This is a genomic window from Streptomyces sp. NPDC006463, assembly GCF_042870715.1.
In the GTDB taxonomy this organism is placed as follows: Bacteria; Actinomycetota; Actinomycetes; order Streptomycetales; family Streptomycetaceae; genus Streptomyces.
This window is the reverse complement of record NZ_JBIAHP010000011.1, coordinates 163,241-189,679: the sequence shown is the minus strand read 5'-3', so window position 1 is coordinate 189,679 and position 26,439 is coordinate 163,241. Positions and strand designations below refer to the sequence as shown.

The window sequence follows — 26,439 nt, the reverse complement described above, 5'->3', positions numbered from 1 at the left end:
CCGGTCTTCGCGGCTGCGGCGACAGCCGTCTACCAAGATCGGTTCTCGACGTCAAGTCACGTATTCAAGTGGCGTGACGTACGTTCCCGCACAGGGTTTATTTGAAGTACGCCCTCACCGGGGAACTCCCGGAGAACCCGAGGTCGAAGAAATTATTCCCGGCCTGTTCCGCGGGGCGGTTTGCAGGCTCTTTTGATATTGAATGGAGAATTCCCATGTTCGAGCGTTTCTCGACCCGTCGTGTCGTTCTGGCCGGAGCTTCCCTGGCACTGGTGGGTGGAGGTATAGCCCTCCCGGCGACCGCGATGGCCGCCCCGGCCGCCGTCCCGCAGCAGGCCGTAGCCCTCGCCCACGGCGACAGCGCCGACGGCGTCGGTACCGGCGGTGACTCCAACGCGGAGAACACCACGGCCGGTGGCACGGCCACCGGCGGCGCCGCGAACTCGGGTGTCGGCAGCTGCAAGGGCAAGTGCGTTATCACCACCGGCAGCGCCACCGGCGGCAGCGCCAGCGCCGACGCCACCAACCTGGGCGACGCCACGTCCGTCGGCGGTGACGGCACCGGCACCGGCGGCACCGTGCACAAGGTCAACAAGGGCCAGCTCAAGAAGCAGCTCAGGGAGGACGTGAAGGCGAAGCTCGGCAAGTGAGGGCTGACAGCCCCCTGCCCGCAGCCTCCGGGAGTCCGTCCCGGCGAGCCGCCGCCCCGCACCGCAGATGCCGGAGAGGCCCACAGCCTCTCCGGCATCTGCGTGCGGGGCGGCGCCCGGCCCGGGACAAGGCCAGGTCAGAGCGCTACGCGTGCCGTCGGTCCGGGGCGGTGCGACGCTGAGGGAGGATGCGGCCGAGGGGGAGCGGAGGGCGTGGCCGGGGTGAGCGGGCGTCCTGCGAACCGTGAGGAGACTCCATGAAGGGCACAATGCGAGGCTGCGTGGCCGGCGCCCCGACCTGTTGGCTCGTGGCGGGCGCCGTGACGTGCGGCCTGTTGCTGGCAGCCGGTCCGGGCGCTGCGGCGAAGGAGACGGCCGGGCAACGGGCGCCCGCCGCCCCCTGTGCGAGCAAGCAGCTCATCGCGGACAGCGCGCAACGGATCGGCGGCAGCAAGGTGCGGATCACCGTCATCAACGACGGCCCGAAGGCCTGCGCCCTGAAGGGGTTTCCCACCGTGGCCCTCGCCGGTCAGGGATCGCCGGACCGCAACAAACCCCTGAACGTCGTCCGTCAGGGCCGGGCGCGCGCCGTGCCGCTGGCCGTCGGCGGCCGGGCCTGGACGCAGCTCACCTTCACCCCCGTGCTCGGTGAGGCCGAGGGGTTCTGCGCGTCCGGCGTCGAGCCGACCGTCGCACCCTCGATCGTGCTGGGCGTGGGAGGGGGCGGACTCCAGGTGGCGCCCGACGACGGTGGGGAATTCGCACTCTGCGGCGACACCGTGCGCGCCACGGCTTTCCGCGGCGGCGGTTCCTGAGTGCCCGACCGGTTTCCCATATCCCGTACATCCGGCTCCCCGTGACATCGGGCCTCCGCCACCTCGGTCGTAGGTGGCGGAGGCCCGACGTTCGTGCTCAGGCTTCGCGCCCCGGCACCGGCGAGCGCAGCACCACGAGCGCACTCGCTCCTGTCAAGACACGAATTCCCGAGACATGACGCGCGGTCTTCCGATCATGCCTAGTGGAATCCGGTACCCCGCTCGGCCGACGTGAGGCCGACCGTCGGCCGGAAACGTTCTTGCGTCGAACTGCGGCACACCGACATGGGAGACGAGTGGCGATGACTTCCGAGAACAGCACGATTCCATGTCCCCGGGACGAATCACCTACGTCGACCCTTCGGGGGATCAAGCGCTGGGCGCCCGCCGATCAGGTGCCGGTGGAATCCGACGGAATCTCCCTGGCCCGGTCCCTCACCGCACACGTGCGGCGGACAGGAAAGCATTTCCTGCCGGAGCAAATGCTGGTCCGGCTGAGCGACGTCCGGAATCGGCACGTCGCAGACCGCCCGTTCCTCAACGCATTTCTCGACTGCATGCTCGACGAACACGAGGGGCGTTTCCGCACTCGCACCTACCTCGCGCTGCCGGTCCTGGAGCTCCTCGTGGACGAACGGCATTCCGGACTGAGCGCGGACCGGATGTCCATCATGCTCATGTCCGACGCCGTTCGTTTCGAGATCAAGGCGGCAGGCGGCTCCCGCGAAGGGCCCAGCCGGGGCCGGCCGGATCCGGCGACGCTGGGCACGAGGTTGCGGCATGCCCTGCGGTTCGTGACGCAGGGACTCGGCCGGCCGGACCCCGGCGACTTGCCGTCACGGGTGGCGCAGACACCCCCGTCCCGGCTGGAAGGTCTCGTCGAGCACCTTCCCCGGCCCCCGGCGACGGACGCCTGGCGGTGGTTCGACGTCACCGTGCAGCCCGTCTACGTACTGCACGACGAGTACTTCTTCATCCGCGTCCTGCAGACCCGCGAAATGCTCTTCGCCGCGACGGTGGCCGACATGAAAGCGGCCATCGGGGCACTGCGCGCAGGACGCCTCGACGACGGAGCGCAACGAATAGAGCATGCGGTCGCGATGTTCGAGCGCGCTGCTGCGCTGTTCCGCACGGTCGCCACGATGCGGGCGGAGCAATTCTCCGCCTTCCGGCAGTACACCCGGGGCGTCGGCGCCATTCAGTCCGAGCAGTACGAGCGGTTCGAGCGCCTGTGCGGTGTTCCTCCCGCCCGGAGCCTGCGTTCGGCCGCCTTCACGAGTGTCCCCGCCGTACGGGCCGAGGCGGAGGCTCCCGGCCACGACACCGTCACCCAGGCATATCTCGACCTCCGGCACGAGGGAGGCTTCGACCGGACCCAGTGGAACCCTCTCGACGCGGCGCTCAGCCGGCTGGAAGCCGGGCAGCAGCGGTGGAAGTCCGCCCACAGCGGCCTCGCCGTGCGCATGTTCGGCGATGTGTGAGCCGTGCCCGTCGCGGAGAGGCAGCCCAGCGGGGCCTCTGTCGCCTGTCAAGCCCCGAAAAATCGCGACGTGACGAGACATCGAGGTCAGAGGCTTACTCAAGACATGGGCTCACGCACAGCAAGTGGCCCCGCCCGCGTCGACTCGTGAAGGACGGCCTCGTCCGGCCACCTCTTCACCTTTTTTCGCGGGAGCGGAGTTTCCATGATTCACGCCTCCAGGACGCGGAGGCCATAATGGCTGTAAGGAGCGCGCAGATGCGAACAACCACCATTTTCCCGATGTCCTGCCTCAGGGGGAGAGTGTCGTGAGTTCCCTACCTCCTCCGGGCGAGCGCCCCACCGGCCCCCCGTCCGGCCCGCTGTCCGATCGGCCGACGAACGAGCATCCCCCGCCACCGCCGCCGGGGCCTCCGCCTTCAGGGCCTCCGCCCCCGCCGGGGCCTCCTGGCCCGCCGACCGTAGGCGGCGAGCCGGGTGAGCCGGGTGAGCCGGGTGAGCCGGACAAGCAGGGCGGGCGTCGCGGGTGGCGGTCGCGCAGGGCGGTGCTGAGTGCCAGCGGCGTGGTGGTCATGGCGACGGCGGTCGTCCTCGGCTTCACCGTCATGGGCGGGAACAAGGCAGCCGGGGGAGAGGTCTTCCTCCAAACCACCTCGGCGGCCGGCCCCGATCCGTTCACCCCGTCGACGGCCACGGAGTCCGAGACCGTCGAGGTCATGCCCGTAACCGCCGCCAAGTCGACGGACGACGCGCGCACGCTCGAGGTCAACGGTGCGTACCCGGGGTTGTACGGAGGTACACGGAACGTCGCGAGCTGCGACGTCGAGAAGCAGATCAAATTCCTGGGGCAGCACCCGGCCAAGGGGAAGGCCTTCGCCGCCCCGCTGCGCATCCAGCAGCCCGAGATCCCCGCCTATCTGCGGTCACTGACGCCCGTTCGGCTGGCCTGGGACACGCGGGTCACCAACCACGGGTACAAGAACGAGGCGCCCGTCGGTTATCAGGCGATCCTGCAGGCCGGCACGCCCGTCCTGGTCGACGACCGCGGTGTCCCGCGTGTGCGCTGTGCTTGCGGCAACCCGCTGGCCCCGCCCGTCGCCGTCAAGGGCAAGCAGACGTACAGCGGCAAGCAGTGGTCGTCGTTCCGGTCCTCCGGCCTCGTTGCGGTCAAACCCGCCGAGAAGCCGGTGAAGGCCGTCACGATGTTCGACCACGAGCGCAAGGGATGGTACGTGCGCCCGAGCGGAGACGTGCAGGGCAAGCATGACCACGAGGTGCCTCCTCCCAAGGGCCAGAAGCCCGACTCGCCGTACCCGGTCCTGCCCCTGCCCCGCGAGGACTCCGTGGAGAGGCCCCCGGGCCAGCACCCGGGGAAGGTCCCGGGCCAGGAGCCCGGAAAGGTGCCGCACACCAAGCCGAATGTGGTGCCCGACCAGGACTCGAACAAGGTGCCGGAGCAGAAGCCCGAGCAGAAGCCGCACACGAAGCCCGAGCAGAAGCCGGACACCAAGCCTGGGCAGAAGCCTGAAGAGAAGCCGGACACGAAGCCCGAGCAGAAGCCGGACACGAAGCCTGAGCAGAAGCCGGACACCAAGCCTGGGCAGAGGCCTGAAGAGAAGCCGGACACGAAGCCCGAACAGAAGCCGGACACGAAGCCTGAAGAGAAGCCGGACACGAAGCCCGAGCAGAAGCCCGAGGAGAAGCCGGACACAAAGCCCGAGCAGAAGCCCGAGCAGAAGCCCGAGCAGAAGCCCGAGGAGAAGCCGGCCACGAAGCCTGAGCAGAAGCCGGACACGAAGCCTGAGCAGAAGCCGGACACAAAGCCTGAAGAGAAGCCGGCCACGAAGCCCGAGGAGAAGCCGGACACAAAGCCTGAGCAGAAGCCCGAGGAGAAGCCGGCCACGAAGCCCGAGGAGAAGCCGGCCACGAAGCCCGAGGAGAAGCCGGCCACGAAGCCCGAGGAGAAGCCGGCCACGAAGCCCGAGCAGAAGCCGAACACGAAGCCTGAAGAGAAGCCGAACACAAAGCCTGAGCAGAAGCCTGAGGAGAAGCCGGCCACGAAGCCTGAGCAGAAGCCGGCCACGAAGCCCGAGCAGAAGCCGAACACGAAGCCCGAGGAGAAGCCGGCGCAGAAGCCCGACACGAAGCCGCAGAAGGTCCCGAACCAGAACCCCCAGAAGGTCCCGGACACGAAGCCGCAGAAGGTGCCGGACACGAGCCCGCAGAAGGTGCCGGAGCACAACCAGCAGAAGGTCCCGGACACGAGCCCGCAGAAGGTGCCGGAGCACAACCAGCAGAAGGTCCCGGACACGAGCCCGCAGGAGGTCCCGGACCAGAACCAGCAGAAGGTCCCGGACCAGAATACGGACACGGTCCCGAACCAAAACTCCGACCAGCAGTCGGGCAACGAGGAACAGTCCGGCTGATTCCGGCCTGACTGTTTGAGCCCCCGGGCCGCCCACCTCGCCGGCCCCCCGGAGCAGTACCGGACCGGCGCCCCGGGCAGGGTCGAGCGGCGGCGGCGCGGCGACGGCGATCACCCGGCCCCGTGTCGGCCCAGGACCATCCAGGCTCGGGCAGTGAGGGGGATCGACCCGTCGGCGGCAGCGGGTAGGGAGGTACGCAGAAGCTCCCGCAGCCTGGCCCGCCGATCCGGGGGCAGCGCGGAGGCGTACCCGGGGGCGGGTCCTTGGCCGCCCAGGAACGGTGACCAGTAGTCGTCGAAGTCGCGGAAGCGTGTCGGTACGTCGATCGCCGCGACGAGCACGGAGGTCAGGCCGGCATCGGCGAACAGCGCACGCAGCGGGCCCGGCCGGCACAGCGGGAAGCGTGTCCCCTCGTGCAGTTCGCCTGCCCGGTCGTCGAGTGACGCGGCGGCATCCCAGAAGCGGCGGATGATCTGCATGCCCTCGGCGTAGTCCCATACGTAGGCGCCCACGACGGCGCCCGGCAGCGCGACGCGCGCCATTTCGGACACGGCTCGCGCCGGATCGGACACGAAGTTCAGCGTCAGCCCGCTGACGACGGCCCCGGCCACGGCATCGCGGACCGGCAGGGCCATGGCGTCGCCGACGACGAAACGCGCGCGGGGAGCGGACACGAGGCTGCGGGCGTGGTGGACGTACCCCGCCGAGGAGTCCACGCCGACCACCTCACCGGCCGCGCCCACCTCCAGCGCTGCCCGGGAGACCGCACCCGTACCGCAGCCGATGTCCACCCAGCGCTCACCCGGGGCCACGCCGAGCCGGCCTGCGAACTCGGCGGCCACCGCCCGGCTCCACCGCCCGATGTACGGTTCGTACGCTGCGCCGACGGCCCACGAGTCGCGACCGTCGTCCTGCCGCGTCACAGCACCACATCCCTTGTCGCCCGGCCGGTCGGCCGTCTACGCGGACCTTACGCCGCCCATTCCCGGGCTGGCTCCCGGCAGGCGCACGACACACCGTCCGGTCGTTCGGTGCCCGGTCGCCGGGCGGACCCTCGGGAGCGATACTGAAGACACGCTGCGTGGAGGCGACATGCGCGAAACGGACCATGGCGGCCCGAGTCAGGCCTCGGCGTCCGTCAGTGACATGGCAGCGGTCGTACTGGACGACGAGGGCTTGGTCATTGCCTGTTCCCGGATGGCTGCGACGCTGCTGGATTGTTCACCGGGCCAGCTGTGTGCTCCTCTTCTGGCGCTGCTTCCGCCCAGCGGAACCGACGCCGGGCCGGGCGGACGCATGCTGACGGTGCCCGGAGGCGACCAAGCGGGTCAGCAGGCCGGTTCGGTGTTCCAGGTGGTCCGGCTGGGGGCGCGGTCCGCAGGCGAACCCACTTCCGGCGTGCGGTGGCTGGTGCTGGTCACGCAGGCCGAAACCGCGGCGGAAACGGCCGAACGGGACTCGGAGCGACGCCGGGCCGGGCTGTCCCGCGCCGCGGCCGCCACCATCGGGGCCTCCCTGGACATGACGGGCATGGCCGAGATCCTGGTGGATCTGCTCGTCCCTGATTTCGCCGACCTGGCGACCGTGGACCTCGCAGAGCCGGTGCTGGTGGGCGACGAGCCGCCGCACCTCGCCGCCAGCGGTGACGTCCGCCTGCGCCGGGCCGCTGCCGCGCAGAGCCCGGGGATATCCGCGGAGGACCTCCTGCCGGTCGGAGAGGCGCTGCCTCCCGTACCGGACAGTGACCTGATGCGTCCCCTCATGGAGGGGCGGCCCGTGCTGGTGTCCGACGTCTCCGCTCTGCGTGCGGCGCTCGGTGTGGATGCCGAGAGCATGCTGCTGTTCGTCCCGAGTGAGGCGCACTCGTCCGTGGCGGTGCCGCTCTACGCGCGAGGCCTCGTCCTCGGCTGCGTCACGGTCTGGCGCAGTCAGTTGCCTTCCGTGTTCAGCGAGGAGGACGCGGCCCTCCTGCAGGATGTCGTCTCCAGGGCCGCACTCGGTCTGGACAACGCCCGCCGCTACACCAGGGAGCACCGGTCGGCGGTGGCCTTGCAGCGAAGCCTGCTGCCGCACCCCGCCCTGAACACGCCTGCCGCGGACGCGGCGGGGATCTATCAGCCGGCGAGCGGCGGCGTGGGAGTCGGCGGGGACTGGTTCGACGTGATCCCCCTGCCATCGTTGCGCGTGGCGTTCGTCGTCGGAGACGTCGTCGGCCACGGACTCGACGCCACCGCGGCCATGGCGCGACTGCGGACCGCCGTGCAGACCCTGGCCGACCTCGACCTGGATCCGGGCGAGCTGCTCACGCACCTCGACGACCTGGTGCTCGGCTTCTCCAGCGAGCAGACGAGCGGCGATTCCCGCTCCGAGCCGGCGGTGCTCGGAGCGACGTGCCTGTACGCCGTCTACGACCCGGTGACCAGGCACTGCGCCGCCGCCACGGCGGGGCATCCGCCGCCGGCCCTGCTGTCGCCGGGCGAGGAGCCGGACTTCGTCGGCATGACGCCGGGACCGCCGCTGGGCGTGGGTGGAATGGCTTTCGAGGTGACCGAGTTCGGCGTGACGCCCGGCAGCATGCTGGCGTTCTTCACGGACGGACTCGTCGGGAGCCGCGGCGGCGACATCGAGGAGGGGATGGAGAGGCTGAGGACCTCGCTCGCCGGCGCAGACCCGAGCCGGCCCCTGGGCGACATCAGCCAGAGCATCGTCGACGGGGTGCTGCCCCGGGAGCCCGCCGCCGACGACGTTGCCCTGCTGCTCGCCCGCACCCGCGCGCTCTCGTCCGATCAGGTCGCCGAGTGGCAACTCGAAGCCGACCTGTCCCTCGTCGCGCACGCCCGTGAGCTGGTGCTGGGGCAACTGTCCGACTGGGAGCTGGACGAACTGGGCTTCGTGACGGAGCTCGTCGTCAGCGAGCTCGTCACGAACGCCATCCGGTACGCGGGCGGCCCGGTCGGCCTCCGGCTGATCCGAGACCGGGTGCTGGTCTGCGAGGTGTCCGACCCCAGCAGTACCCAGCCGCGCTTGCGTCGCGCGCGGGAGACGGACGAAGGCGGACGCGGCCTCTTCCTCATCGCCCAGGTCACCGACCGCTGGGGCAGCCGGTTCACCAGTACCGGGAAGACCATCTGGACGGAGCAGGCCATAGACGGCGCCTCGGCGGCGTGAGACGTGAAACGCCTGGATCCCGACGGCCTGAATCCCGACGACGGACGCACCCCGCCGGATTCAGGCGTCTGCCGACCGACGGGCCAGGAGCTTGCCCAGTTCCCACAGGAGCAGAAGTGCGAGGGCGGTCAGCAGCGCCCAGCCGAACTGCCGCGCGTTGATCTGGGTCGTCCCGAGGATGCGGCGGCGTTCGGGCCGTGCGCCGTCAGGAGCTCCGCGGCCCGTCCTGCGGAGAGACCGACCGCCGGATCGACACCGAACGCGGCTGCGACCTCCTCGGGAGCGTATGAGTACCAACCGTCCCCGGCGGCCCGAGGCTGTTCTCCCACGGCATTCGAACGCACCGTCATCGTCCTGCCTCCGATCCGCGGCCGCGGATGCGTCCGGGCCGGTCGCGCGCTGCTCCGACAGGTCCTAGCCCCGCTTCTTCTTCTTCTTCTTCGGCCGGTCTCTGCGCCCGGCGGCCCGCGCGGCCGACGGATGCCGGTCGGCGTACGGATCGGCCGGCGCCCCGGCTGGGGCCTCCCGCTCCAGGTCCCGTTTGGTGACGAGCAGCTCCTGGCGCGCCTCCTCCCCGACGTCGGGGTACTGAGGATCGATGTCCATCAGGGTGTGCGCGAGGATCGCCGCCGCGCAGATCCGCGCGAACCACTTCCGGTCCGCCGGCACGACGTACCACGGCGCCCACTTCGTACTCGTGGCCGACAGCATTTCGGAGAACGCGTACTGGTAGTCGTCCCACCGGCGCCGCTCCCGGACATCAGCTGCAGAGAACTTCCAGTTCTTCTCCGGCCGGTCGATCCGCTTCAGGAAACGGGTGCGCTGCTCCTCCTTGGACAGGTTCAGGAAGATCTTCACCACCTTGAACCCGTTGTCCGTGAGGTACCGCTCCCAACGGTTGATCTCCCGATAGCGCCGGTCCCACAGGTCCCTCCCACCTGCGTTCTCCGGCAGCTTCTGCCGGACGAGGTTCTCGGGGTGGACCCGTACGACGAGAACCTCCTCGTAGTGCGAGCGGTTGAAGATGGCGATCTCGCCGCGCGTGGGCAGCCGCTGTGCGTAGCGCCACAGGTAGTCGTGGTCGAGTTCCTCGGCGGAGGGCACCTTGAAGCTGCTGACCCGTACGCCCTGGGGATTGACGCCGCTCATCACGTGGCGGATCGTCCCGTCCTTGCCCCCGGCGTCGAGTGCCTGGAGGCAGAGCACGACGCCGTACGTGTCCTGGGCGGCCAGCCGCTCCTGGTACTCGGCCAGCAGCGACACCCCGGTCCTCAGCAGCTCGACCCCGTCCCGCTTCTTCAGACCGGCCTTGTAGCGAGGATCGAAGTCCCGCTCCAGGCGCACTTTCGACCCCGGCCTCACCCGAAGTGGCCCGATGAAATCCGCGATGCGTTCGGCTCTCTCGTCCGACATCACCTATCAGTCCTCCGCTGGTCCGGGGTGAATGCGGCAGGCGGCACGGTGCACGTTCCGGGACCGGCGTTCGACCAGGATCGGGACGCAGGCCCACACGTCCCGCCTCAGACACGACAGGATCCCTCGCGCTCATTGTCTGCTCGCTTGAACGAGATCGCCCCCTCAGGCGGGGCGGGAAGCTGCAGGGCCACTTGTCGAGGGAGCTCGGCAACGTTGTCCGCGGCGCGGCACGGCAATGCTCCGCCATCGGGGAGGTCCATGTGGGTGACCTCAGCCTGAGACGGCCTTGGCCCAGCCACGGTTGACGGTCTCTCTCGCCTTCGCCGTCTGGGCCTCGGTCGGAAACGTCGGCGTGCCCTCGACCGTCGGCAGTTTCTCCGCGGCGGCCTTGTCCAGGGTGCCGTCCTTCTCCATGGCGTCCATGAGGACGGGGCGTGCGTAGGCGCCGAGCCGGAGGTTCTGGCCCTCCGGGCTGAAGAGGTACTCCTGCCACAGACGTGCCGCCGCGGGGTGCGGGGCGTCCTTGTTCACCGCGCTCGCGTAATACTCGGCGAAGCTGCCGTCGAAGGGAATGGCTGTCCGCCAGTCGACGTCGGCGCCCTTCTTGCGGAACTCGTCGGCGTATCCGAGGTTGAGGAAGTCCCAGTCGATGCTGATCGGGGTCTGGCCCTTCTCGATCGTGGCCGGGGTGGATTCGACCGGGATGAGGTTGCCGTTCTTGCTGAGCTCGGCGAAGAAGTCGATACCGGGCTGGATGTCGCCGAAGGAACCCCCGTTCGCCAGGGCCGCCGCATACACGCCGGCGAAGGCGGAGCCGGACTTGGTGGGGTTGCCGTTGAGCGCGACCTGGCCCTTGTACTCGGGCTTGCGCAGATCGGCGAAGGTCGAGGGGCAGATCTTGACGCGGCCGGCGTCGCAGCCGATCGAGATGTAGCCGCCGTAGTTGTTTGCCCAGCGGGCCCGCGGGTCCTTCTGTTCCTTGGGGATGTCGTCGTACGCGGCGACCTTGTACGGAGCGAGCAGGCCCTGCCGGGCCGCGGACTGTGCGAACGAGCCCCCCACGTCGATCGTGTCGGGGGCGCGGCCTGCGCCCCTGTGCTCCTTCAGGGCGTTGATCTCGTCCTGGCTGGAACCCTCCGGGTTCTCCACCGCGACCTTGATCCCGTACTTCTTCTCGAAGCCGTCGATCAGTGCGCCGTAGTTGGCCCAGTCGCGCGGGAGCGCGATCGTGTTGAGCGAGCCCTCCTTCTTCGCCGCCGCGGTCAGTGCCGCCGTGCCGCCGGCGTCCGCGGCGGAGGTGGCCACCGAAGGCGCTCTGGGTGCGGTGGTGGGCGCGTTTCCGCAGGCGCCGAGGGGCGCCGCGGCGAAGGCCAGGCAGACGGCGACGGAGGCTTTCCGGAGACGGGGTGCGGGCACAAAGGCTCCATAACGGGCGGTCGCGTACTGATCGAGGCCAGCGTACGTTCGGCGGCCTCGGCGGCGCAGTCCCAGCCGGTGGTGTCCGCCGCCTTCCCTGCGGCTGCCGTACCGGCGCGTTCTCAGAGCGCCTCGTCGTCCCACCCGGCCAGGAGCGCCTCCCCCAGATCCGTCCCGGAAGGTGCGGCCCCGGCCTGGAGGGCCTGCTCGCTCCAGATGATCTTGCCGCGAGCCGTGTAGCGGGTGCCCCAGCGCTCGGCGAACTGCGCGACGAGGAACAGGCCGCGGCCGCCCTCGTCGGTGGCCTCGGCCCGGCGCAGGTGCGGTGAGGTGCTGGACCCGTCGGAGACCTCGCAGATCAGGCTGCGGTCGTACAGCAGCCTCACCCTGATGGGCTCGGAGCCGTAGCGGATGGCGTTGGTCATCAGCTCGCTGAGGATGAGTTCCGTGGTGAAGGCGATGTCCTCCAGGCCCCAGTCCGCCAGTCGGCGGGCGCAGGCGCCCCGCACCGGCGACACCGCCGCCGGGTCGGGGGACACGTCCCACTCGGCGATCCGCTCGGGGTCCAGTCGGCGGGTGCGGGCGACCAGCAGCGCGATGTCGTCGCCCGGCCTGGAGGGCAGCATCGCGTCGATCACCGCGGTGCAGGTCTCCTCCGGGGTCCGGGCGGGCCCTTCCAGGGCCGCGCGCAGCGCTGCCAGGCCCGCGTCCAGATCGCGGTTGCGGCTCTCGATCAGCCCGTCGGTGAAGAGCGCCATCCGGGAGCCTTCGGGCAGGGTGAGCGTCATGGTCTCCATCGGCATCCCGGCGCCCAGGCCCAGCGGCGGGGAGACCGGCACCTCGGGGAACGACACGGTTCCGTCGGGGCGGACCAGAGCGGGGCCCGGATGACCGGCGGTGGCGGCGGTCACCAGCCCGGAGACCGGATCGTAGATGGCGCACAGGCAGGTGGCTCCGGTGATCCCCTGCCACTCCTGCTCGTCGGCGTCGATGTGGGCGACCAGCTCGTCCAGGTGGCTCAGGAGCTCGTCCGGGGGCAGGTCGAGGGTGGAGAAGTTGTACACGGCGGTGCGCAGACGGCCCATCGTCGCGGCGGCGTGCAGACCGTGGCCGACGACGTCACCGACCACCAGGGCCACCCGGGTGCCGGGCAGCGGGATGACATCGAACCAGTCACCGCCCACCCCGGCCTGGGCGGCCAGATAGCGGTGGGCGACCTCGACCGCCGACTGCTCCGGTACGCCCCGGGGCAGCAGGCTGCGCTGCAGGGTGACGGCCATGGTGTGCTCGCGGGTGTAGCGGCGGGCGTTGTCGACGGACAGCGCCGCCCGGGCGGTCAGCTCCTCGGCGAAGGACACGTCCTCCTCGTCGAACGGCGCGGAGTCCTGCCCCCGCCAGTAGCCGGCCATCCCCAGCACCACGCCCCGGGCCCGCAGCGGCACGGCGATCATGGAGTGGATGCCGCGGTCCAGGATCAGCACGGCGTTGGCCGGGTCCTGGGCCCGCCAGCCGTGGGTGGCGCGCAGGTCCGCCTCCAGGACCGCGTGGCCGCCGGCCAGTCCGGTGGCCATGGGGCTCGTGGGAACGAACCGGATCAGCTTGCCGATGGGGTAGAGGGGGTGGTCGCCCTCAAGGCCGACGGAGGCGGTGCGGCGCATCTCGGTGCCTGCTTCGGGCGGCTCCTCGCCGCGCAGCACCGGGTCCAGCAGGTCGACCGTGACCACGTCGGCGAAGCGCGGGACCGCCACCTCCGCCAGTTCCTCCGCGGTGCGCTCCACGTTCAGCGTCGTTCCGACCTGCACTCCCGCGTCGTAGAGCAGCTTCAGCCGCTCGCGGGCCACCTCGGCCCTGCCGGAGAGTGCCCGCAGCTCGGTGGTGTCCCGCAGCGTGACGACGGTCCCGGCCTGCCCGTAGGGGGCGGTGGGGCGGATGTTCACCGCCAGCAGCCGGTCGGCGGCCATGTGCAGCTCGTCGGTCACGGAACGGCCCGATGCGATCGGCTCGGTGATTCCCTCCTCCAGGTCCAGGTCCGTGACGGGGCGTCCTTCCGCGTCCGCCGGCAGATCCAGCAGCCGCCGCGCCTCGTCATTGGCCAGCAGCAGCCGTCCGCCGTCGCCGACGATCAGCACGCCCTCTCGTACGGCGTGCAGCACGGCGTCGTGGTGCTCGTACATCCTCGTCATCTCGGCCGGTCCCAGGCCGTGGGTCCGGCGCAGCAGCCGGCGGCTCACCAGAGCGGTTCCGCCGGCGGACAGGAGGAGCACCAGGGCTGCGCTGCCGAGGACGACCGGCAGCTGCCGGTTCACCATGCCCTGGACGTTCTGGACCGTGACCGGGGAGGAGACGATGGCGATGACGCGGCCTGTTCCGTCCTTGACGGGGACCACCGAGACCACGGACTGCCCCAGGGACCCTTCGAACGTCTCGGTGAAGGACTTGCCGGCCGCCGCCTTGGAGAAGGGGCCGACGACGTGCCTCCCGATCTGTCGCGGGTCGCTGTGGGTGAGGGTGAGTCCGTCGAGTGTGTAGGTGTTGATGCCGTCGACCCCGGCGATCTTCCGGGCCGCCTGGGCGCTCGGCTGCAGCACCGCGCTCGGATGCGGACTGCGCAGGGCCGCGACGATCCCCGGGGATTCCGCGAACGTTCCGGCGGCGGCGAGCGTACGGTGCCGGGCGTCCAGCATGGCGTCGCTCCGGCCCTGCACCACGAGGGCCACAACCGCGGCGGTGACCAGAAGCACCACGACGGCCAGTTGCAGGAGGAACACCTCGCCGGCCACGCTCTGCACGCTCAGCAGGGAGGACAGACGCTGCGGCCGCGGCGTCCTGCCCTTGGGGGGCCGGGCCTGCTCCTGATGCTCCTGGTGACGTCCTGAGCGGGGGCGCCGAAGGGGAGAGGAAGAGCTCATGGTGGAGCGGAGCAGCCAACGCCGGAAGGGTTCCAGGAAGTCGCTCATAATCCATTTTCTAACCTCTGCGGGTCATCGGCAGCGGGGGAGCGAGAAGGCCGCCCGAGCAGGAGCGATCCGCGTGAGCGGTATCGGCCCTCGGCCGATGAGAGGAGTCGGCGGCGGGCCCGCCCGTGCGGGCGGGCCCGGCGGCGGGCACGCCGCGTGGCTTCAGGAGCGCCGCGTGATCGTTCGGTACGCTGAGTGACGAAACTGAGTACGCTGCGTCACCGGAGGAACGACCCACACCTTTCGAGAGGCGTCGGCATGCCCTTCTCCGCTCCCGGCCGGCCGGCGAGCTGCCCCCTGCGCCGCCCGACCGACGGGCCGGGTCGTCCGGGGGCGCCGCGCCCTGCGCAACGAGCACCCGGATCCGAACCGCGCCGGCAGGAACCGTACGCGCGAGGCCTTGGCTGAACGAGCCCATCTCCCCACTGGACAACGGAGACTCACGGTGATCGAACGGATCTGGCTCCACCCACCTCTCGCCTTCGCCCGGCTGGGCCCGTCCCCCACCCCGTGCGGCAATTACCACTACGGCGAAAGCGACCTGTCGCCCCGGGGAACGGGCAAAACCACCGTGGTGCCCGCGCCCACCCTCGAAGTCGCCGACGACGGCACCCTGTCAGAGCGGCAGCCCGATCCCGGGGAACGGGTCCGGTTCAAGGACGTCAACGGCTTCCGGCCGATCTGTCCCTTCTTCGAACTGCACGGCACCTGGACGTCGGCCGACGGACAGCGCCACACCGACGAGCCGGTCACCGTCGACGTCCTCACCGAATTCGGCATCGATCTGGCCGACGTGAAATGGACGGTGAAGGTCGCCAACCTCAAGGCGCACCAGTGCACCCGCTCGCCCGGCGACCGGATCGAGGCCGCCGTCGAACTGCGGGGCGACCACCACCTGCGCGAACCGCTGGAAGGCCAGTCGCCCGCCGGAGCGGACCGGCCCCTCGTGCCGCCGGGGCAGAGCGTTCCGCTCGGCTCCGTTCAGCTGCCCCGCCCGGGCGGTGGGTTTCCCGGGCTGCGGCTGCGCTTCACGCCCGGCACGGGGGCGGTGTACGGCCCGAGCAACCTGCTCGACCGGACCAGCCGGTACCTCCTGCCGGAGGAGCGGTTGATCCTGGCGCCGGACGCGGCCTGGTGCGAGTTCACCCTCTCCGGTGCCACCGACGCGCGGACCTTTCCCGGAGGGCTCTTCGCCGGATCGACGCCCGAGGACGGCGGAGTCAGCCTCGGTCTGGTCGACGACGTCTGCGACGGCCTGGTCGGCGTCACGCTCGGGGGCCTGACCGCCCGCGCGCGGATCGTCGTCACACCGCCGGACTTCGCGCCCGACCGCCGGCCCTTCACCTCCCTGGCCGACGGGCTGGCGGACCGGGTCAAGCGGGAGGAGGTGAGCGACCCCGTGTACATCGCCGGGAACCGTGACCTGACGGCGTTGGAAGTGCGCGACCTGTTCGAACGGGTTCTGGAGGCCATGGACGCGGTCAACGTGGACGCCCAGAACGACCGCGCGACCCTGGAGAACGTGCGCAGGGCCCGGCGCCTGGGCCTGCCCGAGGACGAGGCCCGGGAACGGACCTTCGGCCCGCCGGACCCACTGCCGGGGGTGACGCTCCCCCTCACCGAGCGCGGCCGCCGGCGGCATCGGCGGTTCGTGGCACTGGAGTTCCTGGAGGACCTGTTCCGCGAACGGCCCGAACTCCTCCGACAGGTCATCAGGACCCCGGTGGAGGAGCAGCGGTGGCACGACCGTCGCATGCCGGTCGCGGTACGCGGCTCCGACGCCTACCCGATGCACCTCACGCGCCGCCAGTACAACCTGCTGGCTGGCTGGGTCAGTTCGCTGCGGGAGAACGTGGAGGAGGGCACATGAGCGTCCTGTTGCAGATCGGTCGCCGCCCCCCGGAACCGGAACCGGAGACGGAGCCGGTATCCGGGCCGCGCGGCCTCGGCGCCGAGACCCGGGTCGTCCGCAGTGCCCACGGCACCCACCTGTTCCTCGCCGACGGCAGCCGGATCTACGACCTGCCGGAAGCCGCCGCCGCCCGGCTGGAGCGCTGGACGGCCACGACGCACACACCCGCGCAGGACGCCGCCCTCGCCGCCGACCTGGGCCTTCCGCTGTGGGGCGCCGCGCCCGGACTGCCCGCCCCGCGCATCGACGGCACCCCGGCCGGGGTACCGCCCCTGTCCTCGCTGTCGCTCAACGTGATGCAGGCCTGCAACCTCAGCTGCGGTCACTGCTATGCGGACGAGGGCCGCTTCGGCGGATCCGCCCGGGCCATGACCCGCGAGACCGCCTTCGCCGCCGTGGACCGGCTGCTCGCGGAGGCCGCGCCCGGAGCCGGGGTCGTGGTCGGCTTCATGGGCGGCGAACCCCTGCTTGCCCGCGACCTGGTCCACGAGGTGGTCCGGTATGCGGTCGGGGCCGGGGAGGACAGCGGGCACGCGGTCCGCTTCGCCCTCACCACCAACCTGACCACCGTCCGGCCCGCGGACGCCGAACTCTTCGCCGCCCACCCCTTCACGGTGGCCGTCAGCCTTGACGGCGACCGTGAAGGGCACGATGCCCTGCGCCGGGCACCGGGCGGCGGCAGCGCCTACGACCGACTGCGTAGCGGACTGGCAGTGCTGGCCCGGCACGGGCGACCCCGGCACCTGTCGGCGCGGGTCAGCGTGACGCCGTACACAGGGCGTCTGCTCGACGTCCTGGAGCACGGGATCGGCCTGGGCTTCGACGAGGTGGGATTCGCGGCGGTGGTGAGCGCGCCGGATCCGGCGTACGAGATCGACGCCGCGGCCTTCACCGGCTTCCTCGACGGGATGGTCGAGTGCGGTGAGAAGGCCCTGCGCGAGCTGTCGGCTGGTCGCCCCTACCCGTTCGGGAACTTCCAGACCGCGATGTACGAACTGCACACGGGCGGCCACCGCCCCTACCCGTGCGGCGCCGGCGCGGGTTACCTCAGTGCCTCCGCCGAAGGCGGCCTGTACGCCTGCCACCGCCTGGTCGACGACCCGGACTTCGCCATGGGCTCGCTGGCCGACGGACCCGACCGGGCCGCCCGGGAACGCCACCTGGCCGCCCGGCACGTGGACCGGGCCGAGCCGTGCCGCTCCTGCTGGGCCCGCTACCTGTGCGGCGGCGGCTGCTACCACGAGGTCAGCCGGCGCGGTCGGCCCGGCTGCGACTACATCCGAGGCTGGCTCGACTTCTGCCTGCGCGCCTACGTCGAACTCACCCAGACGGCACCGGGGTTCTTCGCACTGCCGCCCGTGTCCGACCTGCCGAGCGACCCGGCCGCCCTCGCCCGCTGACCTGAAGGAGCCGACCATGAACCGACCGACCCCCGGGAGCGCAGGCGTCTCCACGCCCGCGGGGAAGATCTTCCCCCGCAACCTCACCGCCCGCGCCGCGCACATGGTGGCGGGCAACCCGTCCGGCTCCCGCCCCGAGAGCGGTGTCGACAACTGCTTCCCCGGGCTGGAGTTCGACCAGCGCAACCTCGACAAGGCCTTCTTCCGCGGGCTCGTCTTCGACTTCCACCACGACACCGGAGCCCGCTTGCTCGCCGTCAAGGGCGGGGTCGCCGAGGAACAGGGCATCTCCGACGCCGACCTGGGGGACAGCGAAGGGGACGACGAACAGCGGCTGCACCTGTGGGCCGTGTGCGGGCGTACCACGGTGGACCAGGAAGAGACCGAGGCGCCGGTCTTCCATGCGGTCGACCTGGACGGCCCGGGGATGTGGCGGCTGGTGCACGACCTGCTGCCGGGGCCGATCTCCATCGTCGTGGGCCGGGGTTCCGGCAGCCGGTCGCCCGGCGCCTTCTGGGTACCCGGCGGCCTGGGCAGCTGGCGGACGCAAGGCCGCAGCGCGGTGCAGCGCGACGACGCCGGCGTGCTGGAAGTGGCCATCCTGACCGCCGCGCGGGCCGACTACCTGGACCAGGACGGAGTCATCGAACCGGACGTGTACGAGCCCGGCGACCTGACCCGCAGCCTGTGCGCGCCCTGGCAGTACGACTTCCGAGAGTGCGGCTGCTACTACTGGGCCGCCTCGAAACCCGACATCTCCGCCACCTCCGGCGGCGAGTACCGCAACCTCAACTTCCAGCGCAGCGACCGCACCACCGTGCCACCCGCCCCGGACCTGACCACCTACCTGGAGCGCGGGCCGCTCGAACTCGACCACCCCGAACTGATCATGAACTGGAACGTGCTCCCCGTCGTCCTCAACGGACGCGAGGACGACGCGCTGGGCGTGCCCGCTCCGCTCGACCTTCCCCTGATGGAGCCGCAGGACGTCATCAGGGAACTGACCCGGCTCGCCGTCGTCGAGCACGCGCTGTGCCTCGAATACCTCTACGCCCACTACTCGCTCGACGCTCCGATGACCCTGCCCGAGGACACCCCCGAGGACGTGCCGGTCCGGCGCGTCTTCGCGGCCGCGCAGGAGATCTTCGGGGTGGCCGAGGACGAGATGCGCCATCTGCGGTGGGTCAACGAGATCCTCGGCGTGCTGGGGCGCCCGCTCCAGCTCGACAGGCCCGCCGATGACTTCGTCATCCAGCAGCAGACCGGTCACCAGTTCCGGCTGGAGCGGCTCACGCCCGAGCAGCTGGAGTGGTTCATCGCAGTCGAGAAACCGAGCGCCCAGATCGACCCGGACGGCATCGACGGGATGTACGTACGGCTGCACCACACCATCGTCAAGAACCCGAGCGCCTTCCCCCAGGCCGAACGGCTGGCCCACCTGATCAAGCTCATCATCGACGAGGGCGATGACCACTACCACCGGTTCACGGCGATCCGTGGACATCTGGCCGGCCTGGACCCGGACAGCTACCTGCGCCGACTGACGCCCCCGAACGATACGCTGGACGTCGAGCTGCTCCGCCTCGCCGACCTCAACTACGCCATGGTGCTGGGCGCGTTGCGCGCCACGCTGGAGGCGGGCGACAGAGCAGGCGGACTCCTGAGGGCCCAAGCGGTGCGGTCCATGCAGAACCTGCACGAGCTCAACCACCGGCTCGCCGCACGCGGAGTGGCACCCCGGTTCGCCGCGCCTTCCCCGGCGCTGTCGGACGGGCAGGCGCCCCGGGCCGCCGCGCGGCTCGTCAACGAGGTGGTGCGTTCCATCCGTTCACTCGGGGACGACAGCCTGCAGGAGCAGATGGTCCGTCAAGAGGAGGGAGCGCGCGCCCTGGTAGCGGCGTGCAGTCTGCAATGACATCCCTGGCGCTGCGGACGCCCGCCGTTCCCGGCGCCTTCGCGACCGTCGAGATCGCCGGATCGGGACTGGCCGAACTGACTTGCGCCTGGTTGCTGCTCGCCCGTGGTCACCGGGTCCGTCTCCGGTCGCCCGAGCCGGCGGCAGGCCCCCGCCCGCTGCTGCTGGGCGGACCCACGCTGGACCTGCTGCACTCCCTGTGGGGCCGCGAGCTGCCGGCGCACTGCCATCAGCTGACACATCGCCAGGTGTGCTGGGGACCCGACGCCGGAGCGATGGGTCGGCGCACGCCCCAGCCGGCCACCGTCGTGGACGGCGCCCGACTCACCGAACACCTGCTCGGCCGCCTCGTTACCCGGCACCCCGACGTCCTCTCCGAGACGCCCGGCCCGCCGTGGTGGACCGTCACGGCCGCAGGATCAACCGGTCACTGGACGGCCGGGCGGCGCCACCTCCTGGCGGGCGAGGCCCCGCTGGCGCCAGGTACGGACGAGACCACCGCCCGGCTCGTCTGCACCGAACTCGCGTGGCTGCACCTCACCCCACTGGGCGACGGGCGCGCCCTGCTCCAAGCCATGGTCCCCGGTCCGGCCGCCCGCCCGACGGAGCTGCTGGAGACGCTGCTCGCGGGCTCGGCTCTGGCCCCCGCCCTGCGGCACGCCCCCCGGGCCGCCGTCGCCCTGCCCGCTGCCCCGCGCCTGCACCGCACCCCGGCGGTACCCGGCCGGATCCTGGTGGGCGCCGGCGCGATCCGCTACGACCCGCTCAGCGGCACCGGATCAGCCCAGGCCCTGCGCACCGCCATCCTTGCCGCGGCCTCCATCCACGCCATGGCGACCGGGGCACCGCGCGGACCCCTGTGCACCCACTACACGTCCCGCCTGCGCAGGGCCTTCCGCGGCCACCTCGCCACCTGCGCCCAGCTCTATCCGCAGGCGTTCGCCTCTCCTTCGTGGCAGTACGAGATCGACGCCTGCCGGCGGCAGCCTCCCCTGCTCCGGGGTGTTGGGGACCCTGCGAACTGAGGATTCTCGCGCGCGAATCCCTTTGATCTGCCGCGCCCCGGCACCCGCCGCCCGTGCGCTCAGATCGCCGCGGCGACTTCGTAGCCGGCCTCGACGATGGCGGCGCGGATCAGACGGTCGTCGAGCGGAGCACCGCTCACCGTGACGGCCTGCGCGTCGAGGTCGACGACGACGCCACTCACCCCGGGCACCTGATTGACCTCCTCGGTGATGTGGCCGGCACAGTGGCCGCAGGTCATGTCGGTCACGCGGTAGCGCTGCTCATCCATGGCGTTCTCTCCTCGACAGTGACGTACAGGGTGGAGGCCGCGGGCGGCCCCCGCCCGCGGAGCGCGGAGGCCGTCTGCCCCTCCCACGTAGTCGTACGCAGGGGCCTTCTGGTTTCAGCGACTTGGGAGCGGCCGGTAGCAGCCGAAGCGTTCAGCTGCCGGGCCGGACCACGACCGCGATCGTCTCGACCGGTCCGCTGTGGCGGAAGTGCAGGACGAAGGGAACCATCTGCCCCGCGCGCCAGCGTTCCTTCACCGTCACCATCACGTCCACCTCGAAGGGGGACATGCTGACGGTGCCCCCGGCCGGGACGGTGAGGGGGCCGGTCATGCTCATGGAATCGGCCCCTGTGCCCGCGCTCCGGTGCCGGCTCAGCATGGCCCGCTCCACGGCCGGGGAGGTGACGGCCACCAGCTGGTCGTCCGCGCCGCCCAGGTTCGAGATCCGGAAGAACGCCGCAGTGTTCTCCTTGTCGGCGTACGGGAGGAAGACGTGGCCGTCGTCGACCGCGACGCGGGGTGGGGTACCGGCAGCTCCGGAGCCGGCCCAGGCCGTCAGCCCGCACAGGCCGACCAGGCACGCGATCACAGGAGCGGCCGCGGCCAGGTACGCCTCACGCAGACGCCGCTGCGTCGGCCGCCAACCCTCCGTCACTTCGCGTCGAGCGGAACCGGTCATCGTTCACTTCCTCCCCGGGCGCGGCGGGCCCGTGCACCGGCAGGCCCGCCCGCGGGGTCCCAGCCGCGAAGGCGCAGGCTGTTCCCCACGACCAGGAGCGAGCTGGCCGACATCGCCGCCGCGGCGACCATCGGGTTGAGCAGGCCGACGGCTGCCAGTGGGACGGTGACGAGGTTGTAGCCGAACGCCCAGACCAGGTTGACCCGGATGGTCGCGAGGGTGCGCCGGGCCAGGCGGACCGCGTCCGCGACCACCTCCACGTCACCGCGCACCAGGGTCACGTCCGCCGCCCCGATGGCGACGTCCGTCCCGCTGCCCATGGCGATCCCGAGGTCCGCGGCGGCCAGCGCGACGGCGTCGTTGACCCCGTCGCCGAGGACGGCGACGCGTCGGCCCTCGTCCCTCAACTGCCCTACGAGGGCGGCCTTGTCCTCCGGGGTGCAGCGGGCATGGAGTCGGGTGATCCCGAGCGCGGAGGCGACGGCCTCGGCGGGGGCCTCGCGGTCGCCGGTGGCCAGGACCGGCTCCACCCCCAGCCGCCGAAGGCGGTCGACGGCCCGGTAACTGCCCGGACGCAAGACGTCCCCGAGGCCGACGAGCGCTTGGCCGACGCCGTCGACCCGTACCAGGACGGGCGTCAGCGCGGCGGCCTCGGCGGTAGCCAGTGCCTTCGCCAGCGCCTCGGGGAGCTCGGCGCCCGGCGCGCACACCTCGACCACCCGGCCGTCGACCACACCGCTGACACCCGCCCCGGGGGTGGCCCGGAAATCCGTCACCGGCGGCAACGCCTCACCGGGCAGGTTCCGCCGCGCGTACGCGGCCAGCGCGATTCCGAGAGGATGCTCGGAGCCCTGCTCGACCGACCCGGCCAGCCGCAGGACGGCTTCCCGGCCGGGGCCTTCGGGGTGCGGCGTGAGCTGGGCGACGGTCATGTGCCCGGTCGTGAGGGTGCCGGTCTTGTCCAGTACGACCGTGTCGACGTGCCGCAGGGCCTCCAGGGCCTGCGGTCCCCCGACCAGGATGCCCAGTTGGGCGCCGCGGCCGGTCGCGGCCAGCAGGGCGGTGGGAGTCGCGAGACCGAGAGCGCAGGGGCAGGCGACGACGAGGACGGCCACGGCCGCGGTCACCGCCGGCTGCGGATCCGCACCGGCGCCGAGCCAGAAGCCGAGCACGGTGACCGCCAACGACAGGACGACGGGGACGAAGACGCCCGCCACGCGGTCGGCCAGACGCTGCGCCGCCGCCTTGCCGGCCTGGGCATCGGTGACCATGCGGGTGATGCGGGCGAGCCGGGTGTCCGCGCCGACCGCGGTGGCGCGTACGACGATCAGCCCGCCCACGTTCACCGCCGCGCCGATCACCGTCCGGTCCGGCCCGACCTCGACGGGATCGCTCTCGCCGGTCAGCAGGGACAGGTCCAAGGCGGAGTTCCCGGACACCACGACGCCGTCCGTGGCGACGCGCTCCCCGGGCCGGACGACGAATTCCTGCCCGACGGTGAGCTGTTCGACCGGGATCCGCCGATCCTCGCCGTTTTCGCGGACGGTCACGTCCTTGACCGCCAGCGCGGAGAGCGATCGCAACGCCGCGCCCGTACCGCGCCGAGCCCGCGTTTCCAGGAACCGGCCGGTCAGGACGAACAGCGGTACGCCGACCGCCGCTTCCAGATAGACGTGGGCGACCTCGCCCCCGGCGGAGGGGAGGAGGGTGAAGGGCATCCGCATACCCGGCTGCCCCGCGCCGCCGAGGAACAACGCGTACAGGGACCACAGGAACGAGGCGACGACACCGAGCGAGACCAGCGTGTCCATGGTGGCCGCCGAGTGCCGCAGGCCCCGTAGCGCGCGGACATGGAAGGGCCAGGCGCTCCAGACCGCCACGGGCGCGGCGAGCACGAGGCACAGCCACTGCCAGTTGCGGAACTGCAGAGCGGGGACCATCGACAGGACCATGACCGGCACACAGAGCAGCGCGGTGATCAGCAGCCGCTCGCGCTCGATCCGGTCCTCCTCCTTCTCCGGTACCGGATCCGCCGCCTCGTTCTCCGTCTGACCCCGAGGCTCGGGAGGCACGTGGAGTTCGGCTGTGTACCCCGCACGCTCGACCGCCGCCACCAGCTCATCCGCCGTGATGCCGGGCGGATGGATCACCCGCGCCCGCCCGGTGGCCAGGTTGACCGTGGCGCTGACCCCCTCGATCTTCCCGAGCCGCTTCTCCACGCGGTTGACGCAGGCCGCACAAGTCATGCCGCCGACGGTGAGGTCCGTGGTGGAGGCGATCGCCGGCTCCGGGGTCATCGCGCACCACCCGTCCGATTGCCACCCGCGCCGCCGTGACCGTGCGGCCCGGGGCTGCCGCTTTCGGGGGCGGCGCCGGTCCCGCTGGAGTGCATACCCGGTGCGACCGGACCGGCCGAGGCGCCGATCACGTACGACAGGCAGAACATCAGCCCCAGCAGGACCAGGAACCCCGCGAGCGCCGGCGGCGGCACCCATCGCCGCAGCGAGGGGGACATACCGCCGGGGGACTGCTGAGGTTGCGTCATTGCCACTCCAGTGACGGGCGCGGTCCGGCGCCCTTCGCTCGTCAGGTGCTGCGGTGTGCGGACCGCTGCCGAGGTGGCATCCGCTGGTGCGCTGATGCCGTCCCCGTGAGTAGTCGGGGCGATGCGTCGATGAGTTCCAGGCTTTCGTGGCTCTCCTGACCGACTCCAGCACGACCCGCCGAGCCGGGTACCTTGTTGCAAGTCAATTGCAATTACTAAGTATGCGTGAAAGAGGTTGTGGTGGGCTCTCCGGTGGTGCTGGGCATCGAATCGTCCTGTGACGAGACCGGGGCCGGGATCGTGTCCGGCGGACGGCTGCTCGCGCACGTGGTGGCGTCGAGCATGGACGAGCACGCCCGCTTCGGCGGGGTCGTGCCGGAGATCGCCGCCCGCGCGCACGTACAGGCCCTCAACCCGGTCGTGCGGGAGGCCCTGGACCGGGCGGGGCTGCGGATCAAGGACATCGACGCGGTCGCGGTGACGACCGGACCGGGCCTGTCGGGCGCGCTGCAGGTGGGGCTGGCCGGGGCGAAGACCCTGGCCTACGCGGCCGGGGTGCCGTTGTACGGGGTGCACCACTTGGCCGGGCACGTCGCCGCCGACACCCTGGAGCACGGGCCGCTCCCGAACCCGTGCATGGTGCTGATCGTCTCGGGTGGGCACACCTCGCTATTGCTCGTACGGGACCTCGTACGCGATCCGATCCTCCACCTCGGCGACACCGTGGACGACGCGGCCGGGGAGTGCTTCGACAAGGTCGCGCGCGTCTTCGGCCTCCCCTATCCCGGTGGGCCGGCGATCGACCGGGCGGCGCGCGGGGGCAACGGCTGCGCGGTGGCGTTCCCACGGCCCTTGACCCGGCCGGGCGACGCCCCGTACGCCTTCTCCTTCTCCGGACTGAAGACCGCAGCCGCGCGCTGGGCCGAGCAGCACCACATCCGAGGCGAGGAGATCCCCCTCGCCGATGGCGCCGCCTCGCTCCAGGAGGCCGTCGCCGACGTGTTGACCCGCAAGGCGCTGGCCGCCTGCCGGGAGTACGGGGTGCGCACGCTCGTCGTGGTGGGCGGGGTCGCCGCCAACTCAAGGGTGCGGGCGCTGGCCGAGGAGCGGTGCGCGGCCGTCGGCGTCGAGCTGCGGGTGCCGCCGCTGACGCTGTGCACCGACAACGGGGCGATGATCGCCGCCGTCGGCGACCTGCTGGTCCGGGCGGGCTCGGCTCCCGCGCAGCTCGACATGTCGATCGACCCGTCCGCGCCGCTGGAGTACGCAGCCCTGCGCCCCGCCGCCCGCGCTGCCGCGAGAGTCGCGTAAGTGGCATGGCCGTCCGCGGCGCGCAGCATCTGACCTCCGCTCCCCGAGTCGCGCGCCGCACTGCCTCGCCCTGCATTGCGAGCGAAGAGATGTTACGGGCAGTGAGTTCATGATCAAGGATCGTCGAGTTGCGTCAGCGTGGACTCACCGCGCCGCCGCTCCGCGACGAGGAGACACCATGAGCGAGTACGTCGACGCCGTCAGTCCGTTCCCCTCCCTCCATCAGCTCGGCGACGAGATCACTGACCCGGTCGGCGACGAGTTCCGGGCGCTGCTGGGCGAGCTGTACGACGACGAGTTCGACCTGGCGCTCTGGGGACTCGTCCAGGAGGGCGAAGGGCACTTGCGGCAGATCGTCCCCGGCCCGGCCGAGGAGGCCGGCGCCTACGGACCTGATCAGGTGCGCGCGGAACGGCTGCTGCGCACCTGGGCCGCGCCCCTGCAGGAATCCGCAGACGACCTGCTGGAACGCATGGCCGCGGCACTGGAGGCCGAGGACCCGGCCCTGGCGGACGAGCACCGGGTCGAGGAGCTGCTCGAATCCGTACCGGCCACCGTGACGGACATGTCCGCCGCCTTCGACGAATTCCTCGGCTCCCTGAACGCGCCGCGGGCCTTGCCCGCAAGGGCATCCGCCGACCGCACGGCCCTGGTCCAGGGTGGTGCACTTTGGGGCGACGTCGACCATGAAACGCAGGCTCACGGCCTGGCCACCACCGGCGGCATCGTGGGCCGCACCGGCGTCGCCGGCCTCGCCCTCGGCGGTGGCATCGGCTTCCTCATGCGTGAGCACGGGCTCGCCGTCGACAACTTGCTGGCCGCCGAGCTGGTCACCGCCGAGGGCAGCGTGCTCCGGGCGCCGCCGATGAACACCCGGATCTGTTCCGGGCGCTGCGCGGCGGTGGCGGCAACTTCGGTGTCGTCACCACGTTCCGGTTCGCCCTGCGCACCGCGATCAGCAAGAGCCGGGAGGTGCCATTGCCGCGAAGAGGCTGCTCGTGTGAGCCCCTCGCGGCTTGCCCGCGCGCGTTTCGCCGCTCGTGAAGCCTCATGAA

General features: G+C 71.4%; 20 protein-coding genes. 11 read left to right on the top strand and 9 right to left on the bottom strand.

The genetic code is table 11. The features are described from left to right. Nucleotides 1–215 precede the first annotated feature (215 nt). The 4 genes from ACFYOB_RS21630 (at nucleotide 216) to ACFYOB_RS21615 (ending at nucleotide 5,371) form a co-directional block, all read left to right on the top strand. Complete coding sequence (locus ACFYOB_RS21630) at nucleotides 216–650, top strand: hypothetical protein (protein ID WP_388561729.1); 435 nt, start codon at nucleotides 216–218, stop codon at nucleotides 648–650. A gap of 257 nt (nucleotides 651–907) precedes the next feature. Beyond that, nucleotides 908–1,465: a DUF4232 domain-containing protein gene (locus ACFYOB_RS21625; RefSeq protein ID WP_388561727.1), complete on the top strand. Its 558-nt coding sequence runs from the start codon at nucleotides 908–910 to the stop codon at nucleotides 1,463–1,465. Nucleotides 1,466–1,866: 401 nt separating this feature from the next. After that, a complete protein-coding gene (locus ACFYOB_RS21620; protein ID WP_388561725.1) occupies nucleotides 1,867–2,946 on the top strand; it encodes a tryptophan 2,3-dioxygenase family protein in 1,080 nt (359 codons plus the stop codon). A gap of 544 nt (nucleotides 2,947–3,490) precedes the next feature. Continuing rightward, nucleotides 3,491–5,371: a DUF6777 domain-containing protein gene (locus ACFYOB_RS21615; RefSeq protein ID WP_388561723.1), complete on the top strand. Its 1,881-nt coding sequence runs from the start codon at nucleotides 3,491–3,493 to the stop codon at nucleotides 5,369–5,371. A 110-nt stretch (nucleotides 5,372–5,481) separates the two neighbouring features. Here the strand turns inward: ACFYOB_RS21615 and ACFYOB_RS21610 are convergent, their stop codons facing one another. Then, nucleotides 5,482–6,294, bottom strand: a complete 813-nt coding sequence (locus tag ACFYOB_RS21610; protein ID WP_388561721.1) for a class I SAM-dependent methyltransferase — start codon at nucleotides 6,292–6,294, stop codon at nucleotides 5,482–5,484. Nucleotides 6,295–6,667: 373 nt separating this feature from the next. On the opposite strand from ACFYOB_RS21610, the gene ACFYOB_RS21605 reads away from it, so the two are divergent. After that, nucleotides 6,668–8,539, top strand: coding sequence for a SpoIIE family protein phosphatase (locus ACFYOB_RS21605; RefSeq protein WP_388561719.1), 1,872 nt, complete (start codon nucleotides 6,668–6,670; stop codon nucleotides 8,537–8,539). Nucleotides 8,540–8,667: 128 nt separating this feature from the next. Here ACFYOB_RS21605 and ACFYOB_RS21600 read toward each other — a convergent pair whose 3' ends face one another. From ACFYOB_RS21600 to ACFYOB_RS21585, 4 genes are all read right to left on the bottom strand, one after another. Further along, complete coding sequence (locus tag ACFYOB_RS21600) at nucleotides 8,668–8,889, bottom strand: cation-transporting P-type ATPase (RefSeq protein ID WP_388561717.1); 222 nt, start codon at nucleotides 8,887–8,889, stop codon at nucleotides 8,668–8,670. Nucleotides 8,890–8,953: 64 nt separating this feature from the next. Next, entirely contained in the window at nucleotides 8,954–9,952 is a 999-nt protein-coding gene (locus tag ACFYOB_RS21595; protein WP_388561715.1) for a polyphosphate kinase 2 family protein, read from the bottom strand. A 273-nt stretch (nucleotides 9,953–10,225) separates the two neighbouring features. Next, nucleotides 10,226–11,371 (bottom strand): ABC transporter substrate-binding protein, encoded by a 1,146-nt coding sequence (locus tag ACFYOB_RS21590; RefSeq protein ID WP_388561713.1) that lies wholly within the window; start codon nucleotides 11,369–11,371, stop codon nucleotides 10,226–10,228. A gap of 122 nt (nucleotides 11,372–11,493) precedes the next feature. After that, nucleotides 11,494–14,280, bottom strand: a complete 2,787-nt coding sequence (locus ACFYOB_RS21585) for a SpoIIE family protein phosphatase (protein ID WP_388561974.1) — start codon at nucleotides 14,278–14,280, stop codon at nucleotides 11,494–11,496. Between the two features lie 493 nt (nucleotides 14,281–14,773). On the opposite strand from ACFYOB_RS21585, the gene ACFYOB_RS21580 reads away from it, so the two are divergent. The 4 genes from ACFYOB_RS21580 to ACFYOB_RS21565 are packed head-to-tail and all read left to right on the top strand — an operon-like array spanning nucleotide 14,774 to nucleotide 20,580. Beyond that, a complete protein-coding gene (locus tag ACFYOB_RS21580) occupies nucleotides 14,774–16,198 on the top strand; it encodes a hypothetical protein (RefSeq protein ID WP_388561711.1) in 1,425 nt (474 codons plus the stop codon). Beyond that, nucleotides 16,195–17,640: a radical SAM protein gene (locus ACFYOB_RS21575; protein WP_388561709.1), complete on the top strand. Its 1,446-nt coding sequence runs from the start codon at nucleotides 16,195–16,197 to the stop codon at nucleotides 17,638–17,640. The genes ACFYOB_RS21580 and ACFYOB_RS21575 overlap by 4 nt, the downstream gene beginning before the upstream one ends. Before the next feature lie 16 nt (nucleotides 17,641–17,656). Continuing rightward, complete coding sequence (locus ACFYOB_RS21570) at nucleotides 17,657–19,555, top strand: ferritin-like domain-containing protein (protein ID WP_388561707.1); 1,899 nt, start codon at nucleotides 17,657–17,659, stop codon at nucleotides 19,553–19,555. Continuing rightward, a complete protein-coding gene (locus ACFYOB_RS21565) occupies nucleotides 19,552–20,580 on the top strand; it encodes an NAD(P)/FAD-dependent oxidoreductase (RefSeq protein WP_388561705.1) in 1,029 nt (342 codons plus the stop codon). Before ACFYOB_RS21570 ends, ACFYOB_RS21565 begins: the two co-directional genes overlap by 4 nt. A 59-nt stretch (nucleotides 20,581–20,639) precedes the next feature. Here ACFYOB_RS21565 and ACFYOB_RS21560 read toward each other — a convergent pair whose 3' ends face one another. The 4 genes from ACFYOB_RS21560 to ACFYOB_RS21545 form a co-directional block, all read right to left on the bottom strand. Further along, entirely contained in the window at nucleotides 20,640–20,849 is a 210-nt protein-coding gene (locus tag ACFYOB_RS21560; protein WP_388561703.1) for a heavy-metal-associated domain-containing protein, read from the bottom strand. Between the two features lie 151 nt (nucleotides 20,850–21,000). Next, entirely contained in the window at nucleotides 21,001–21,528 is a 528-nt protein-coding gene (locus ACFYOB_RS21555) for a copper chaperone PCu(A)C (RefSeq protein WP_388561701.1), read from the bottom strand. Further along, a complete protein-coding gene (locus tag ACFYOB_RS21550; RefSeq protein ID WP_388561699.1) occupies nucleotides 21,525–23,825 on the bottom strand; it encodes a heavy metal translocating P-type ATPase in 2,301 nt (766 codons plus the stop codon). Before ACFYOB_RS21550 ends, ACFYOB_RS21555 begins: the two co-directional genes overlap by 4 nt. Continuing rightward, the gene (locus tag ACFYOB_RS21545; RefSeq protein ID WP_388561697.1) at nucleotides 23,822–24,073 is read right to left on the bottom strand and encodes a hypothetical protein; all 252 of its coding nucleotides are present in this window, start codon (nucleotides 24,071–24,073) and stop codon (nucleotides 23,822–23,824) included. The genes ACFYOB_RS21550 and ACFYOB_RS21545 overlap by 4 nt, the downstream gene beginning before the upstream one ends. Before the next feature lie 252 nt (nucleotides 24,074–24,325). Between ACFYOB_RS21545 and tsaD the strand changes: the two genes are divergently transcribed. Further along, nucleotides 24,326–25,384 (top strand): tRNA (adenosine(37)-N6)-threonylcarbamoyltransferase complex transferase subunit TsaD, encoded by a 1,059-nt coding sequence (gene tsaD / locus ACFYOB_RS21540; protein ID WP_388561972.1) that lies wholly within the window; start codon nucleotides 24,326–24,328, stop codon nucleotides 25,382–25,384. 178 nt (nucleotides 25,385–25,562) lie between these two features. Then, on the top strand, nucleotides 25,563–26,438 hold the full coding sequence (locus tag ACFYOB_RS21535) for an FAD-binding protein (protein ID WP_388561695.1): 876 nt from the start codon (nucleotides 25,563–25,565) through the stop codon (nucleotides 26,436–26,438). The last annotated feature ends 1 nt before the right edge of the window (nucleotide 26,439 follow it).

What these genes read in the sequence shown, in the direction of transcription:
- ACFYOB_RS21595 (WP_388561715.1), bottom strand. Translation starts at nt 9,952, where the DNA reads ATGTCGGACGAGAGAGCCGAACGCATCGCGGATTTCATCGGGCCACTT.
- ACFYOB_RS21555 (WP_388561701.1), bottom strand. Translation starts at nt 21,528, where the DNA reads ATGACCGGTTCCGCTCGACGCGAAGTGACGGAGGGTTGGCGGCCGACG.
- ACFYOB_RS21535 (WP_388561695.1), top strand. Translation starts at nt 25,563, where the DNA reads ATGAGCGAGTACGTCGACGCCGTCAGTCCGTTCCCCTCCCTCCATCAG.
- ACFYOB_RS21565 (WP_388561705.1), top strand. Translation starts at nt 19,552, where the DNA reads ATGACATCCCTGGCGCTGCGGACGCCCGCCGTTCCCGGCGCCTTCGCG.
- ACFYOB_RS21585 (WP_388561974.1), bottom strand. Translation starts at nt 14,280, where the DNA reads ATGAGCTCTTCCTCTCCCCTTCGGCGCCCCCGCTCAGGACGTCACCAG.
- ACFYOB_RS21575 (WP_388561709.1), top strand. Translation starts at nt 16,195, where the DNA reads ATGAGCGTCCTGTTGCAGATCGGTCGCCGCCCCCCGGAACCGGAACCG.
- ACFYOB_RS21550 (WP_388561699.1), bottom strand. Translation starts at nt 23,825, where the DNA reads ATGACCCCGGAGCCGGCGATCGCCTCCACCACGGACCTCACCGTCGGC.
- ACFYOB_RS21570 (WP_388561707.1), top strand. Translation starts at nt 17,657, where the DNA reads ATGAACCGACCGACCCCCGGGAGCGCAGGCGTCTCCACGCCCGCGGGG.
- ACFYOB_RS21545 (WP_388561697.1), bottom strand. Translation starts at nt 24,073, where the DNA reads ATGACGCAACCTCAGCAGTCCCCCGGCGGTATGTCCCCCTCGCTGCGG.
- ACFYOB_RS21625 (WP_388561727.1), top strand. Translation starts at nt 908, where the DNA reads ATGAAGGGCACAATGCGAGGCTGCGTGGCCGGCGCCCCGACCTGTTGG.
- ACFYOB_RS21605 (WP_388561719.1), top strand. Translation starts at nt 6,668, where the DNA reads ATGCTGACGGTGCCCGGAGGCGACCAAGCGGGTCAGCAGGCCGGTTCG.
- ACFYOB_RS21630 (WP_388561729.1), top strand. Translation starts at nt 216, where the DNA reads ATGTTCGAGCGTTTCTCGACCCGTCGTGTCGTTCTGGCCGGAGCTTCC.
- ACFYOB_RS21600 (WP_388561717.1), bottom strand. Translation starts at nt 8,889, where the DNA reads ATGACGGTGCGTTCGAATGCCGTGGGAGAACAGCCTCGGGCCGCCGGG.
- ACFYOB_RS21560 (WP_388561703.1), bottom strand. Translation starts at nt 20,849, where the DNA reads ATGGATGAGCAGCGCTACCGCGTGACCGACATGACCTGCGGCCACTGT.